Annotated in this window: 14 protein-coding genes; 4 read left to right on the top strand and 10 right to left on the bottom strand. The window is 65.8% G+C overall.

Going from position 1 to position 13760, the window contains the following annotated elements:
• The first annotated feature begins 69 nt into the window (after positions 1-69).
• Positions 70-591, top strand: coding sequence for a GNAT family N-acetyltransferase (locus tag C4E04_RS18755; RefSeq protein ID WP_109599902.1), 522 nt, complete (start codon positions 70-72; stop codon positions 589-591).
• Here the strand turns inward: C4E04_RS18755 and C4E04_RS18750 are convergent.
• The 8 genes from C4E04_RS18750 to C4E04_RS18715 all read right to left on the bottom strand — a co-directional run bounded on the left by C4E04_RS18750 (position 588) and on the right by C4E04_RS18715 (position 8497).
• Complete coding sequence (locus C4E04_RS18750; protein ID WP_210204586.1) at positions 588-1025, bottom strand: N-acetyltransferase; 438 nt, start codon at positions 1023-1025, stop codon at positions 588-590. The two genes, C4E04_RS18755 and C4E04_RS18750, sit on opposite strands and share 4 nt — an antisense overlap.
• The gene (locus C4E04_RS18745; protein WP_210204585.1) at positions 1022-2260 is read right to left on the bottom strand and encodes an allantoate amidohydrolase; all 1239 of its coding nucleotides are present in this window, start codon (positions 2258-2260) and stop codon (positions 1022-1024) included. The genes C4E04_RS18750 and C4E04_RS18745 overlap by 4 nt, the downstream gene beginning before the upstream one ends.
• Positions 2261-2324: 64 nt before the next feature.
• Positions 2325-3368, bottom strand: a complete 1044-nt coding sequence (locus tag C4E04_RS18740; protein ID WP_109599900.1) for an NAD(P)/FAD-dependent oxidoreductase — start codon at positions 3366-3368, stop codon at positions 2325-2327.
• Positions 3369-3448: 80 nt separating this feature from the next.
• Positions 3449-3763 carry a 2Fe-2S iron-sulfur cluster-binding protein gene (locus C4E04_RS18735; protein ID WP_109599898.1) on the bottom strand — a complete coding sequence of 105 codons (315 nt, stop codon included), beginning with the start codon at positions 3761-3763 and terminating at the stop codon, positions 3449-3451.
• A 146-nt stretch (positions 3764-3909) separates the two neighbouring features.
• A complete protein-coding gene (locus C4E04_RS18730; protein ID WP_109599896.1) occupies positions 3910-4623 on the bottom strand; it encodes an ABC transporter ATP-binding protein in 714 nt (237 codons plus the stop codon).
• Entirely contained in the window at positions 4620-5393 is a 774-nt protein-coding gene (locus C4E04_RS18725; RefSeq protein WP_109599894.1) for an ABC transporter ATP-binding protein, read from the bottom strand. Before C4E04_RS18725 ends, C4E04_RS18730 begins: the two co-directional genes overlap by 4 nt.
• The gene (locus tag C4E04_RS18720) at positions 5390-7237 is read right to left on the bottom strand and encodes an ABC transporter permease (RefSeq protein WP_109599892.1); all 1848 of its coding nucleotides are present in this window, start codon (positions 7235-7237) and stop codon (positions 5390-5392) included. Before C4E04_RS18720 ends, C4E04_RS18725 begins: the two co-directional genes overlap by 4 nt.
• Before the next feature lie 54 nt (positions 7238-7291).
• Positions 7292-8497, bottom strand: a complete 1206-nt coding sequence (locus tag C4E04_RS18715; protein WP_109599890.1) for an ABC transporter substrate-binding protein — start codon at positions 8495-8497, stop codon at positions 7292-7294.
• A 246-nt stretch (positions 8498-8743) separates the two neighbouring features.
• Here C4E04_RS18715 and C4E04_RS18710 point away from each other — a divergent pair, with 246 nt between their 5' ends.
• The 3 genes from C4E04_RS18710 (at position 8744) to C4E04_RS18700 (ending at position 10900) form a co-directional block, all read left to right on the top strand.
• Positions 8744-9622 carry an SMP-30/gluconolactonase/LRE family protein gene (locus tag C4E04_RS18710; RefSeq protein ID WP_109599888.1) on the top strand — a complete coding sequence of 293 codons (879 nt, stop codon included), beginning with the start codon at positions 8744-8746 and terminating at the stop codon, positions 9620-9622.
• A gap of 2 nt (positions 9623-9624) precedes the next feature.
• Entirely contained in the window at positions 9625-10641 is a 1017-nt protein-coding gene (locus tag C4E04_RS18705) for an aldose epimerase family protein (RefSeq protein WP_109599886.1), read from the top strand.
• A gap of 76 nt (positions 10642-10717) precedes the next feature.
• Entirely contained in the window at positions 10718-10900 is a 183-nt protein-coding gene (locus C4E04_RS18700; RefSeq protein WP_109599884.1) for a hypothetical protein, read from the top strand.
• Positions 10901-10904: 4 nt separating this feature from the next.
• Here C4E04_RS18700 and C4E04_RS18695 read toward each other — a convergent pair whose 3' ends face one another.
• Together C4E04_RS18695 and C4E04_RS18690 are read right to left on the bottom strand one after the other, a co-directional pair.
• Positions 10905-12986, bottom strand: coding sequence for a M3 family metallopeptidase (locus tag C4E04_RS18695; RefSeq protein WP_109599882.1), 2082 nt, complete (start codon positions 12984-12986; stop codon positions 10905-10907).
• Between the two features lie 34 nt (positions 12987-13020).
• Complete coding sequence (locus C4E04_RS18690; RefSeq protein ID WP_109599880.1) at positions 13021-13713, bottom strand: dienelactone hydrolase family protein; 693 nt, start codon at positions 13711-13713, stop codon at positions 13021-13023.
• Between the last annotated feature and the right edge of the window lie 47 nt (positions 13714-13760).

The raw sequence follows: 13760 nt of genomic DNA, 5'->3' as shown, positions 1-13760 counted from the left end.
TCGGTATGTTACAGTGACGGACGACAACGGTAACGAGATGCCAAGGTTCCCGAATTTCAGGGAGAAGTCATGACGCTGCGTGTCGCCATCAGGCCCGTATCGGATGCGGACGGTCCAGCGCTCATTGCTGCGAATCTCGCCAGCATCCACGTTCACGAACCATGGGTCTATCCGTGTCGCGATGCGGTGTCCTTCCAGGCTTATCTGGCGCGCAGCGACGGTGAGCGCTCGCTCGGCTTCATCGCGCGGGAGCGCGAAAGCAGGCGGATCGTCGGGGTCGTCAACCTCAATGAAATCGTGCGGGGACTCTTCCAGAGCGCCTATCTCGGTTACTACGGCATGGCCGGCTGGCAGGGACGGGGCCTCATGAGCGAGGCGGTCGCGCTCGTCGTCGCTCATGCGTTCGAAGGACTTGGCCTGCATCGGATCGAGGCGAATATCCAGCCGGGCAACATGTCGTCCCGCGCCCTCGCGAAGCGGCTGGGGTTCCGGCAGGAGGGCTACTCTCCGCGTTATCTCAGGATCGGCGGAGAATGGCGCGATCACGAGCGCTGGGCCATCCTCTCCGAGGAATGGCGCGAACGGGCTTAAATTTTGTTTTTCAACGGCTTCTGCAGAAAGATCCGGCTGTTGCCGACGGGATAATCTTTCAACTCGCCGAAACGCCGATAGCCCAGGCGTTCGTAGAGAAGCGCGGCCTCGGGATTAAGCGTGTCGAGCCATGCGGAATGGCAGCCGCGCCGCAATCCCTCGGCTTCGGCAAGCGCAAGCAGACGACGGGCGATTCCCTGTCCGCGCAGTTCTTCGGGCACGAAGATCAGCTCGATGGACAGCCATCCGCGCCCCGTGCGGCCCCACAAACCGCCGATGATATGCTCCTTCTCGCCGTCGCGAATGATGACGGCCAGATCGCCGGAGGGATGGCCGGAATCGATCGCATTCCGGTTGAACTCGCGAAGCCTGTCGCGAAGGAAAACGTGGATCGCCTCATCGGGCGTCGGGACCAGCGCGATGTCGCAGCTCACGCAACGATCTTCCGGACGGTCTCGATCAGAACGCGCGCTGCCACGTCCGCATCCTCGACGGTGATCGACTCGGCGGGATTGTGACTGATGCCGCCCTTGCAGCGCACAAAGAGCATCGCGACCGGACAGAGGGCCGCCATCGCGACCGCATCGTGTCCGGCGCCGGATGCCAGATGTCGCGCGGGGAGGCCTGTTTCACGGACGGATTCTTCCAGCAGGCCGATCAGTGCCCGGTCCATGGGGGTTGCGGGCGAGTCCATGAAGGGCTCGACCGAGAGCGTCACGCCGCGCTTCTCCGCGATGGCTTCGCATTCGGCGAGAATGTCCGCCACCATGGCGTGACGCACCGCATCGTCGGGCGAGCGGGCATCGAGGGTGAGATCGACGCGAGCCGGGATCACGTTGATGGCTCCGGGCTGCACCTTTGCGACGCCGACGGTCGCGACCGTGTCCTCGCGGATCGCGCCTGTGCGCTCCACCGCGCCGATCATCTCGGCTGCCGCCGCAAGCGCATCGCGCCGCATCGTCATCGGCACGGTGCCGGCATGGCCCGCTTCGCCGATCACCGACATGCGCGCCCGGCTGACGCCGTTGATGGCCGAAACGAGACCGACGGGCAGGCCCTCCGCTTCGAGCTGGGGTCCCTGTTCGATATGCACTTCGAGATAGCCGCGATAGCGCTTAGGATCGCGTGCGATCTCGCCGATGCGCGCAGGATCGCCGCCGAAGCCGGTCAGGGCATCCCTGAGGGTCACACCGTCTTGATCGACGCCATCGAGCCATTCCGACCTGTAGTTGCCCGAGAGCGCGTAGGAGCTGGAAAGATTAGTCGGGAAGCGGGCGTTCTCCTCATCGCCGAACGCGATCACCTCGATCGGACAGGACGGGACGATACCGGCCTCACGAAGCGCCTCGACGGCGACGATCCCGAGAACGACGCCGAGCGTGCCGTCATAGCGGCCTGCATCGATCACCGTGTCGATATGGGAGCCGATGAGGAGGGCCGGGGCATCCGGGTTCGACCCCTCGAGACGGCCGACCACCGAGCCCAGCGTATCGATGTGGCTGCGAAGCCCGGCCTGCTGCATGAGGCCAAGGGTCTCTTCTGCGGCGGCCCGGTGGGCCTTCGAGAGATAAAGGCGCGTCAGGCGGCCGGGCTCGTCGCTGTGGCGGGCAAGAGCGTCGAGCATCGCCATGGCGCGGCGGCCGAGGATCGGGTCGGGAGCGTTCGTCATGATGCCCGGAGAGTTTCAGGAACCGGCGCTCTTCGCAAGAGGAAGCTGCGCCGACCCTGCTCTCTCAGGCCGCGACGCCGAGCTTCTTCTGCAGGCTCGTGGAGGAGGTGGTGTATTGGAAAAGGAGCTTCTTTTCCGGATAGACGTAGCGATGCACCTTCTGGGCCGCGAGAGCGCCCTCGTGGAACCCGGAAAGGATGAGCTTCAGCTTGCCCGGATAGGTGTTGATGTCGCCGATGGCGAAGATGCCCGGGACATTGGTCTCGAACTTTTCCGTATCGACCGGGATCAGGTTCTCGTGAAGGTTCAGGCCCCAATCGGCGATGGGGCCGAGCTTCATGGTCAGCCCGAAGAAGGGCAGCATTACGTCGCAGTCGATATCGAAGGTCGATCCGTCGTCCTTGCGGACCGTGACGCCTTCGAGCACCGGAGCCTTGCCCTTGAGCGTGGTCACCTGGCCGAGATGCAGATCCATGTCGCCGCCGGCGACCAGGGAGCGCATCTTCTCCACCGTGTGAGGCGCCGCCCGGAAGGCATCGCGGCGATGAAGCAGGGTAAGGCGCTTGGCGAGCGGCTGCAGGTTCACGGTCCAGTCGAGGGCCGAGTCGCCGCCGCCGACGATCAGGATCCGCTTGTCGCGGAACATCTCCATGTGACGCACCGCATAGAAGACGCCGGTGCCCTCGAAAGCCTCGATATTGTCGATAGGCGGCTTCTTCGGCTGGAACGATCCGCCTCCTGCGGCGATCAGGATGGCCTTGCAGGTGAACGTGGTCTCGTTCTCGGAGGTCTTCACGCGGAAGAGCGGCGCCTCGGGCGTGCCCAGGGATTCGATGCTCTCCACCATCTCGTTGAGATGGAAGGTGGGATGGAACGGCTCGATCTGGGCCATCAGGTTGTCGACGAGCCCCTGCCCGGTGACCATGGGAAAGCCCGGAATGTCGTAAATCGGCTTCTCGGGATAGAGCTCGGCGCACTGGCCGCCCACCTTGGGCAGGATGTCGATCACATGACATTTGATGTCGAGGAGCCCGAGTTCGAAAACGGCGAAGAGCCCGACAGGCCCAGCACCGATGATGACGACGTCCGTTTCGATATTGTCGGTCATGAACAGGCTCCTTGGAGAGACCCCTCGAAAAGCACGGTCTCCCGTCTTTGGCAATGCGACAGGCTTGGCCGGAGGGACAGTCAGCTCCCGGTGGGGGCCAGGGTCACTTCCAGGCCGTCGAGCTCGGGGGTCCAGAGGATCTGGCAGGAGAGGCGGGAATTCGGCTGGGTCACCACCGTGTCCAGCTGGTTCTCCTCCTCCTCGGTCGGAGGATAGAGTTTCGGAAGCCACTCCTCAGCCACGAAGACATGGCAGGTGGCGCATTCGCACGCACCGCCGCAGAGGCCCTCGATGGGAAGGCCCCAGTCCCGGATGATTTCCATCACGCGCCAGCCCTCGGCGGCTTCGAGGGTGTGGCGCTGGCCGGAGCGGTCGGTCACGTGGATGACGCCCATGAAGGGGAGATTCCTCAGAGGACAAAAGGTGAGGGCGGGCGCAGGTTTGCGCCGGACGGGCTGGATATCGGGCCTTTCGCCCCGTCCGTCAACGCTTTAGGCGCAGAACCTGGGCGCTTCTTCTGCCCCGGGGCCGCCAACGTGCCTCAGACCCCCAGGGTCTCGGCCCTCAGCCTCTCGTCGCCGAGGAAGTCCGCCATCGGGCCCTGAAAGCGCATCTCGCCGCGCTCGATGACGCAGGCCCTGTCGGACACGGACGCCGCAAAGGCCCAGTTCTGCTCGGAAAGGAGGATCGAGACGCCCTCCGCCTTCATGGCCCGGATCGCCTCGGCCAGGGCCTGAACCAGGACCGGGGCGATGCCCTCGGAGGGCTCGTCGAGCAGGATGGCTTCCGGATTGCCCATGAGTGTCCGGGCGATGGACAGCATCTGCTGCTCGCCCCCCGACATCTCGTTGCCACGCCGCCCGCGCATGGCCGCCAGGTTCGGGAAAAGGCGGAAGAGCCGCTCCGGCGTCCAGGGGGAACGTCCGGCGCGGCCCGGGCGGCGGCCGACCCCCAGGTTCTCCTCAACGGTCAGGTCGGTGAAGATGCGCCGGTCCTCCGGCACGTAGCCGAGCCCGAGACGGGCGATCCTGTAAGGGGGCAGTCCCAGGATCGGGCGGTCCAGGAAGGTGAGGCGCCCGGCCGCGGCCGGCACGAGGCCGAGAATGGCCTTGAGCGTGGTGGTCTTTCCGGCGCCGTTGCGGCCGATCAGGGCCGTCACCTCGCCGGAGCGCAGCTGGAACGAGAGCCCGAACAGCACCTGGGCGCGTCCATAGGAGGCGGTCAGCCCTTCCACATCCAGCAGGGGCGGGCTCATGCGGGCCTCCCCGGAAGGGGCTGAAGGGCGTGGGCGTCGCCCAGATAGGCCTCCCGAACCCGGGGATCCCGCCGGATCTCCTCCGGGCTCCCGGCTGCGATGATCTCCCCGCGCAGGAGCACCAGGACCCGGTCCGCATGGCCGAAGACCACGTCCATGTCGTGCTCGGTGAACAGCACTCCGATTTTTCGGGAGCGGGCGATGGAGTCCGTCAGTTGCATGAGGGCGGAGCGTTCCCTGGGCGCCATGCCGGCGGTCGGCTCGTCCATGAGGATGAGCTTGGGCTCGCCCGCGAGCGCGATGGCGAGTTCCGCCCGCTTCACGTCCCCATAAGCCAGCTCCGCGCAGGAGCGGTCGGCCGCCTGTTCCATGCCGACCTGCGACAGGAGTGCCATGGCCTCGTTCCGGTAGCGCCGGCGCGCCGCGCCCCACAGGGAAGCGCTCTCATGGTGATGGCTGAGGAGCGCCATCTGCACGTTCTCGGCCACCGTCATGGACAGGAATGCCTGCGCAACCTGGAAGGTCCGGCCGATCCCCTTCTGGAACCGCTCCTGCGGCGACGCATGGGTGATCGGCACGCCGTCGAGGAGGATGTTGCCGGCATCGGCTTTCAGCTGACCGCCGATCATGTTGAACACGGTGGATTTTCCAGCGCCATTGGGGCCGATGAGGGCGACCATTTCGCCTCTCTCGACCGTGAAGGCGACATCCCGCGCCGCCGTGACGGCGCCGAAGGATCGGGTCAGGCCGTGAACGTCGAGCAGGGTCATGCGCGCTCCTCGCGCCAGCGGGCGAGGGTGCCGACGAGGCCGTGGGGGAACACCAGCACCATAGTGATGATGCTCAGGCCCAGGAACAGGCGCCAGAAGGACGTCAGGGGCATGATCCAGTCGCGCAGGGCATGCAGGATCGCGGCGCCGACCGGTGCGCCTGCAATCGTCTGGATGCCGCCGAGGAGGAGCATCGTGAGGGCGTCGACCGAGGTCGGGATGCCGAGCAGGCTCGGATCGACCGAGCCGCGCGAGAAAGCATAAAGCCCGCCGGCCAATCCCGCGCTCGCGCCCGCGATCGTGAAGGCCATCCAGCGGTGCCGGCGCAGATGCAGCCCAATGGCCTCGGCGCGCGCCTCGGAGTCGCGGGCGGCGCGGAGGGCGTAGCCGAAGGGCGAGTCGATCAGGCGCGTCAGCAGGAACAGGGCCGCGGTCGTCACCGCCAGGGTGAGAAGATAATAGGCGCTGCGTGCGCCGATCCAGGCCGGCGGCCAGACGCCGACGATTCCATTGTCGCCGCCGGTGACCTCGACCCACTGGAACGCCACCGCATAGAGGATCTGCGCGGCCGCGAGGGTCATCATGGCCAGATAGATGCCGGACAGGCGCACCACGAAGGCGCCAATCAGCGCGCCGCCGACGGCCGCGAGGAGCACCCCGAGGGGCAGGGCCGCGCCCATGGGAGCGCCGAGCCACTTCACCCCCAGGGCCGCCCCGTAGGCACCGAGCCCGAAAAAGGCCGCATGGCCGAAGCTGACGAGGCCGCCGACGCCGATGAGGAGCTGCAGGCTGAACGCGAAAAGGGCGAAGATCAGGATCTCGATCGCGACCTTAAGCAGATAGGCATCCGCCACCAGGGGAAGCAGGGCGAGGAGCAGGGGGACTGCAAGCCAGGCGAGGCTCTTGTAGCGCGACGGCTTGCGGCTGGCGATGCCGACCGCATGGGATCCGCCGACGATCTCCGGCCGCCCGAAGAGCCCGTAGGGCCTCACGGCGAGCACCACCGCCATGAGCAGGAACACGACCACGAGGGTGCTCTTGGGAAAGATCAGGATGCCGAAGGCCTGGAGCTGGCCGATGATGAGCGCCGCCAGGAAGGCCCCCGGAACGCTGCCCATGCCGCCGACGACCGTGACGACGAAGCACTCGGCGATGATCGACAGGTCCATGCCCGTATTCGCCGCGACGCGCGGGATCTGCAGCGCGCCGCCGAGGCCGGCCAGAAAGGCGCCGAGGAACAGGGTGCCGGTGAACAGGAGCGCCTGGTTCACGCCGAGGGCCGCGACCATATCCCGGTCCTGGGTTGCGGCGCGCACGAGGATTCCGAAGCGCGTTTTGCGCAGGAGGAGCCAGACGAGGCCGAGCACGACCGGTCCCGCGGCGATGAGCACGAGCTCATAGGAGGGAAAGCGCCGCCCGAGGATCTCGACAGGCTGGCGCAGGCCCGGCGCGCGCGGGCCCAGGATGTCCTGCGGCCCGAAGACCTGCACCACCACATCCTGAAGCACCAGGACGACCCCGAAAGTGGCAAGCAGCTGGAAGAGTTCCGGCGCATGATAGATGCGCCGGAGGAGCAGGATTTCGAGCAGGATGCCGATCACGCCCACGAGCAGCGCCGAGGCCAGGATGCCGACCCAGAAGGCCGTCGGCCCGTAGGAGAGTTCGAGCAGCCGCGGCACCAGCGTCGCGGCCGTATAGGCGCCCACCATGTAGAGGGAGCCGTGGGCGAAGTTGACGATCCGCGTGACGCCGAAGACGAGGGTGAGCCCGCAGGCCGTGATGAAGAGGGACGAGGCGCTGGCGAGCCCGTTCAGGGCCTGGATGGCGAGAAACGACGGATCCATGAAGGCTAACCTTCCCTCCGGCGGAGGGCGGACGCGCGTGGCGGCATGGAAGCGTCAGTCCTTCCGAGCGGCCTTCACGTCGGCCTCGGACGGCATGAAGGATGCGCCGTCATTGTACGTCCAGTCCGTCATGCCGCCGGTCGCGCCCTTGAGGACGAGCTTGCCGACCCAGGCTCCCATGGTCGACTGGTTGTCGATGCCACGCATGGTCACGGGGCCGATGACCGTGTCGAACTTGGCGTCCTCGAGAGCCTTGATGAGGGCATCCGTCTCCACGGAGCCGGCGCGCTCGATGGTGTCCCGGATCATGTACACGGTGATGTAGCCGAGAAGCGAGCCGAGGCGCGGCGTGTCCTTGTACTTCGCCCGATAGGCGTCCACGAAGGCCTTGTGCTTGGGCTCCGTGATCTCGTCCCAAGGATAGCCGGTGACCGTCCAGCCTTCCGGGATCTCGTCCTTGAGGGGGAGGAGCCATTCGGGCTCACCGGTCAGCAGCGACAGGATGCTCTTGCCCTCGAACAGGCCGCGCGCATTGCCCTCGCGGACGAATTGCGTGAGGTCGGGCCCGAAGGTCACGTTGAAGATCCCGTCGGGCTTCGCCTGTTCGAGCGCCGACACGGTCGCGCCGGCCTCGATCTTGCCGAGGGCCGGGTATTGCTCGGCGACGATCTCCGCGCCAGGCACCCGTTCCTTGATGAGCCGCTTGAACACCTCGGCGGCCGATTGGCCGTATTCGTAATTGGGGGCCACGATGGCCCAGCGCTTCGCGCCCGAGGCCTTGGCCTGATCGACCAGCATGCCGACCTGCATGTAGTTGTTCGGCCGGACGCGGAACGTATAGCGGTTGCCCTGCGCCATGGTGATGGCGTCGGTGAGCGGCTCGGTAGCGATGTAGAGGATCTTCTTCTGGTTGGCGTAGTCCGCCATCGCGACGCCGACATTCGACAGGAAGGAGCCGAACAGGAAGGACACGCCCTCCCGCGTCACCAGCTCCTCCGCCACGCGCGTGGAATCGCCGGTCGTGGCGCCATCGTCCCGGGAGATGATCTCGATCTTGCGCCCGAGCACGCCGCCCTTGGCGTTGATCTCGTCGAGGGCCAGTTGCCAACCCTGACGGTAGGGCACCGTGAAGGCGGCCCATTTGCTGTAGGAGTTCAGCTCGCCGATCTTGATCGGGGCAGGCTGCGCCTGAGCAGCGGGACTTGCGAGCGCCAGCCCCAGTCCGAGAGCCAGCCAGCGGATCGTCAATGTCTTCGCCATGAGGATTCCCCACCATAGGACCAGGGAGGATCTAGGACCATTTGCGCCTGGAAGGAAGCCACAATTGTCGCAGCGCGGGGAATTCCCGCCTTGCTGCCGGAACGGCGACAAGCCAATCTTGCGCTCTGTGCACCAGGGTCTTCCGCCCCAGGCCTTGCTCTCGAAGGTGGGCGGGAGGGGGGTTGAACCGCTGCAATTCCGGCCGAATTACCGGCAGAGCGCCAGGCTTTCCAGGAAAGGGGACCGATGAGCCATCCGATCGTCTATCCGAAGGTCCCTCACGTGGCCGTGGCAAGCGCCTGCATCCTGGGCGAGGGCATCGTCTGGGACTACCGCACGGATACGCTCCTCTGGGTCGACATCAAGGAGCCGGGCATCTGGCATTACAAGCCCTCCACCGGGGAGCACGGGCACATTCCGGCTCCGGAGACGGTCGGCTTCGTCCTGCTGACCCCCGAACCGGACGTGGTGGTGGCGGGCTTCAAGTCGGGCCTTGCCCGCTTCGACATGAGGAGCGGCAAGTCCACGCCCCTCATGGCCCCCGAGCCGGACCAGCCGGACAACAGGCTCAACGACGGCTGCGTGGGACCCGATGGCTGCATTTATTTCGGCACCATGCATGATCCGGAAACGGCGCCGACAGGCGCCTTCTGGCGCTGGGATGGGCACGCGCTCTCGCGCATTTACGGGAGCACCGTCGTCACCAACGGCCCGGTCTGCAGCCCCGATGGGAAAACGCTCTATGCGACCGACACCACGAACCGGACCATTCTGGCCTTCGAGCGGGACGGCGAGCGGCTCGGCGAGCCTCGGGTCTTCGTTACGTTCGAGCAGGGCTGGGGCCACCCGGACGGTATGACGGTCGACCACAGGGGCCATCTTTGGGTCTGCCATTGGGGCGGGTCGCGCATCACCCGCTTCACGCCCGAAGGAAGGGCCGAGATGGTGGTGCCGGTGCCCACGGCCCAGGTCACCAACTGCGCCTTCGGTGGGCCCGACCTGACGACCCTCTACATCACCACGGCGGGCATCGGCCACGATCCCCATACGGACCCCATGGCAGGGCATCTCTATGCGGTCGAGACAGGCACCCACGGCATCAGGGCCCACATCTTCGAGGGATAGGCATGGCGATCGACCATTTTGGAACCCTCGACGGGCGGGACGTGTGGGAGATCACGCTGACCGGCCCCGACGGGATGGAATTGCGCGTCCTGACCTGGGGAGCGGTCATCCGGGATCTGATCGTGCCGGCGCGACAGGGGCCTCAGCCCGTCGTGCTCGGCCTCAACTCCATCGCAGATTACAAGGCCCATTCCCCATATTTCGGCGCCATTGTCGGCCGCTATGCCAACCGGATCGGGCAGGCGCGCTTCACCCTGGACGGGCATGAATACACGCTCGATGCCAATGAAGGGCGGAACCAGCTCCATGGCGGAACGGACGGGTTCGGGACCCGGCACTGGACGATCGTCGAACAGCAGCGGTCCAGCGTGACGCTCTCCCTGGTGTCGGACGACGGTGACATGGGCTATCCGGGGCGTCTCGTTGCCACCTGCACCTATTCCCTGCTCCCCGACGCCACGGTGCGGATCGTGCTGGAGGCGACCTGCGACCAGCCGACGCCCGTCAACCTCACCACCCACGGCTACTTCAACCTGGACGGCAGCCTCGACATCTGCTCGCACCACCTGACGATTGCGGCCGACTACGTGACCCCGACCGCATCGGACCTTATCCCGACCGGCGAGATCCGGCGCGTGGCGGCCACGCCCTACGATTTCCGCAACCAGCGACCGATCGGCGCGGCGGAGCTGCTGCGGGAGCGGACCGTCTACGACATCAACTACGTGCTGCGCGGCCCCTGGGGAACGCTCCGGCATGCGGCCACGCTGCAATCCCTTACGTCCGGCCTGGCCATGGAGCTCTGGACGACGGAGCCCGGGGTCCAGTTCTATGACGGGCACATGCTCGAGATCCCTGTCCCCGGCCTGAACGGTGCCCATTACGGCCCCCATGCGGGCCTCTGTCTGGAGCCGCAGAGATTCCCCGACGGCCCCAATAACGCCCACTTTCCCTCCTGTATTCTCGGTCCAGGATCGGTATCCCGGCAGATCAGCGAACTTCGATTCGCTTCCGTCTGATGGGAACTTTGCCGCTCGATGGGCTGTTGATTCCGAAAGGCGCTCCCGCTGGGGACGCAACCAGAGGGAAACCCATATGCCGGTGCTCGACGCGAATGCCCTGAAGACGGATCCGCAGGGAGCGGCTTTTCTTTTGGGCGTTCTTCGCCAGTCGAATCAGGCTCGGACCAGCCCGCAAAAGGCGGCGCCGGTCGACCGCAGGACCCCTTGCGCGGTCAAGCTGCGCGAATGGCGTCTGCCGATCGTCCCGGCCCTTTGAGGCTTTATGCTTCCTCCGCTCCCGGAGCGGCCAATCCCCGCTTTGCCAGAAGAGCCTCGGCGGTCGGCAGACGCCCGCGGAAGGCGCGGTAGGCATCTGCAGGATCGCGCAGGTTGCCGGCGGAATAGATGTAGCGCTTCAGCCGCGCCGCCGTCTCGCCATCGAAGACGTTTCCGGTCTCCTCGAAAGCGTTGAACGCATCCGCGTCGAGGACCTCCGACCACAGATAGCTGTAATAGCCTGACGAATAACCATCGCCCGCGAAGACATGGGTGAAATGCGGCGTGCGGTGGCGCATGACGATCTCGCGTGGCATCCCGATCCGGTCGAGAGAGGCGCGCTCGAAGGCGGATGCATCTACATGCGCCGCATCCGCAAGCCGGTGCAGGTCGAGATCGACGAAGGCGGAGGCGAGATACTCCACGGTCGCAAAGCCCTGGTTGAAGTTTCGCGCTGCCATTAACCGGTCAAGGAGCGCCTCAGGAATGGGCTCGCCGGTCCTGTAATGGGTCGCGAAGCGACGCAGGATCTCCGGCCGCGACAGCCAGTGCTCGTAGAGTTGGGACGGCAGCTCGACGAAGTCGGTCGAAACGCCCGTTCCGGCCAGGAGAGGATAGGTCACGTCGGAGAGCAGGCCGTGGAGCGCATGGCCGAATTCGTGGAAGAGCGTCTTTGCGTCGTCGAAGCTGAGGAGGGATGGCTCGCCCCGGCCGCCTTTGGAGAAATTCATGACGTTGACGATGATCGGGCGGACATCACCGGTCAGCTTCTCCTGCGAGCGGAAAGCGCTCATCCACGCGCCGCTGCGCTTGGAGGGACGTGCGAAGTAATCGCCGATGAAGATCCCGATGAGTGTTCCGGCCGCATCGACGACCTTCCAGGCACGGATGTCGGGATGGTAGCGCGGGAAATCCTGCAATTCCTGGAAGTTCAGGCCGAAGAGCCTGTTCGCTGTCTCAAAGGCCGCCTCGATGATCCGGTCAAGCTGGAAGTACGGCTTGATCGCTGCCTCGTCGAGATCGTGCCGCGCGATGCGGACCTGCTCGGCATAATAGCGCCAGTCCCAAGGCTCGATGACGATGTTGTCGCCTTGCGTCTGGGCATGGGCCTGGAGGTCGTCCCGCTCCTCCATCGCACGCCGCCGTGCCGGCGCCCAGACTTCATCGAGGAGCGAGCGCACCGCCTCCGGGGTCTTGGCCATGGTGTCGGCCAGTTTGAAGTCCGCGAAGGTCTCATAGCCCAGAAGCTTCGCGCGCTCGGCGCGCAGCCGAACCATCTCGGCGATGATGGCCGTGTTGTCCGTGGCGCCGCCGCCTTCTCCGCGGCGGATCCAGGCCTTGAAGGCCTGCTCCCGCAGGTCCCGGCGACTCGAAAACTGCAGGAACGGCTCGATGCTGGAGCGTGACAGGGTGATGACGTATTTCCCCGCAAGGCCGCTATCGGCCGCGGCCTGCGCGGCTGCATCCCGCAGGAAAGGCGGCAGACCCGCCAGATCCTCGCCGTTTTCGAGGACGAGGCGATAATCCCTCTCGTCAGCGAGGACGTTTTGGGAGAACTGGGTGCCGAGGCTGGCCAGACGCTCGGTGATGGCCGCGAGCCGTGCCTTGTCCTCCGCTCCGAGGCGGGCTCCGGCCCGCACGAAGATCGTATGATAGCGGTCGAGAAGGCGCGCCTGTTCGGACGAGAGGCCGAGGCGGTCCTTGTCCCGGTGGAGCGCGTCCACGCGACGGAACAGGGCCTCGTTCATGAAGATGCTGTTGCGATGCTTGGCGAGGCGCGGTGCCATCTCGCGCTCGATGGCCTGAATCGCATCATTCGTGTGCGATCCGGCCAGATTGAAGAAGACGCCGCCGACGCGCTTCAGCGTTGCACCGCTGCGCTCCAATGCCTCGACCGTATTGGCGAATGTCGGCGCCTCGGTGCCTGCCGCAAGGGAATCGATTTCCGCTTTCTGCTCCGCAATGGCTGCGTCGAAAGCCGGCCCATAATGCTCCGGTGCGATGCTCTCGAAGGGCGGGATTCCGTAAGGAGTCGCCCATGGCTCGAGGAGGGGGTTCGATGAGCGATTCGCGTCCGACGGTGCCATGGCAATCCTCGTTCCTGCCGTTTCCGGGTCTCTTTTAGCCGTCTCGCCCGCCGGTCGAAAGGGTCAACGGCTCGGGCGACAGATGGCGTTGCAGGAAGGCCAGCACGCGCTGTGTCGCATCCTCCCGGGCAGTCTCATGAAACCCATGTCCCTCGCCTGGGTAAACCTTGATCTCGTAGGGAACGGCTTTTTGCCGGAGCAGGGTCTCAATGGCATAGGCATTCGCCACGGGCACGACCGGGTCCATAGCGCCATGCAGGATGAGGGTTGGCGGCAGCCGTGTGTCGGGAGCAACGACACCCTGCGGGAGAGGCCCGAAGAAACTGACCAGGGCCCCGATCTGCCCGTTCGCGCCGGACACCGCCAGTCCCAGCGCCGCCCCGAGGGAGATTCCCACGAGGCCGACCTTTTCGGATTCGGCTCTTTCGGTGGCCCATGCGAGGGCATCCCGCACGGTTTCGGCCCAGGGCAGGAAATTCTGGAACAGGGTCGCGAAGGAAGCCCGCCGTTCCCCCGTACGGTCGAGGTAATGGACGAGGTTGACCTGGAAGCCGGAAGCCGCGATTGCGCGCGCGCCTTCCCGGTACCGGTTGTTGAAGCCGAGCCCGTCGGCGCCGTGGAGCATGACCACGGACGGAGCCCGCACCTGCCTACCGGGCTCGAACACGTCCACCGTGATAGCCTTTCCGCCGCTCGAAAAGCTTCGGCGGGTTTCTGTCACCGACATGGGTTCAGGTTCTCCGTTGAGGGCCAGGGCAAGCCGAAAGGCGACGG

The organism is Microvirga sp. 17 mud 1-3 (genome assembly GCF_003151255.1).
Lineage (GTDB): Bacteria > Pseudomonadota > Alphaproteobacteria > Rhizobiales > Beijerinckiaceae > Microvirga.
This window is presented reverse-complemented; position numbering and strand designations above follow the sequence as displayed.

What these genes read in the sequence shown, in the direction of transcription:
- C4E04_RS18755 (WP_109599902.1), top strand. Translation starts at nt 70, where the DNA reads ATGACGCTGCGTGTCGCCATCAGGCCCGTATCGGATGCGGACGGTCCA.
- C4E04_RS18745 (WP_210204585.1), bottom strand. Translation starts at nt 2,260, where the DNA reads ATGACGAACGCTCCCGACCCGATCCTCGGCCGCCGCGCCATGGCGATG.
- C4E04_RS18740 (WP_109599900.1), bottom strand. Translation starts at nt 3,368, where the DNA reads ATGACCGACAATATCGAAACGGACGTCGTCATCATCGGTGCTGGGCCT.
- C4E04_RS18735 (WP_109599898.1), bottom strand. Translation starts at nt 3,763, where the DNA reads ATGGGCGTCATCCACGTGACCGACCGCTCCGGCCAGCGCCACACCCTC.
- C4E04_RS18730 (WP_109599896.1), bottom strand. Translation starts at nt 4,623, where the DNA reads ATGAGCCCGCCCCTGCTGGATGTGGAAGGGCTGACCGCCTCCTATGGA.
- C4E04_RS18725 (WP_109599894.1), bottom strand. Translation starts at nt 5,393, where the DNA reads ATGACCCTGCTCGACGTTCACGGCCTGACCCGATCCTTCGGCGCCGTC.
- C4E04_RS18720 (WP_109599892.1), bottom strand. Translation starts at nt 7,237, where the DNA reads ATGGATCCGTCGTTTCTCGCCATCCAGGCCCTGAACGGGCTCGCCAGC.
- C4E04_RS18715 (WP_109599890.1), bottom strand. Translation starts at nt 8,497, where the DNA reads ATGGCGAAGACATTGACGATCCGCTGGCTGGCTCTCGGACTGGGGCTG.
- C4E04_RS18710 (WP_109599888.1), top strand. Translation starts at nt 8,744, where the DNA reads ATGAGCCATCCGATCGTCTATCCGAAGGTCCCTCACGTGGCCGTGGCA.
- C4E04_RS18705 (WP_109599886.1), top strand. Translation starts at nt 9,625, where the DNA reads ATGGCGATCGACCATTTTGGAACCCTCGACGGGCGGGACGTGTGGGAG.
- C4E04_RS18700 (WP_109599884.1), top strand. Translation starts at nt 10,718, where the DNA reads ATGCCGGTGCTCGACGCGAATGCCCTGAAGACGGATCCGCAGGGAGCG.
- C4E04_RS18695 (WP_109599882.1), bottom strand. Translation starts at nt 12,986, where the DNA reads ATGGCACCGTCGGACGCGAATCGCTCATCGAACCCCCTCCTCGAGCCA.
- C4E04_RS18690 (WP_109599880.1), bottom strand. Translation starts at nt 13,713, where the DNA reads ATGTCGGTGACAGAAACCCGCCGAAGCTTTTCGAGCGGCGGAAAGGCT.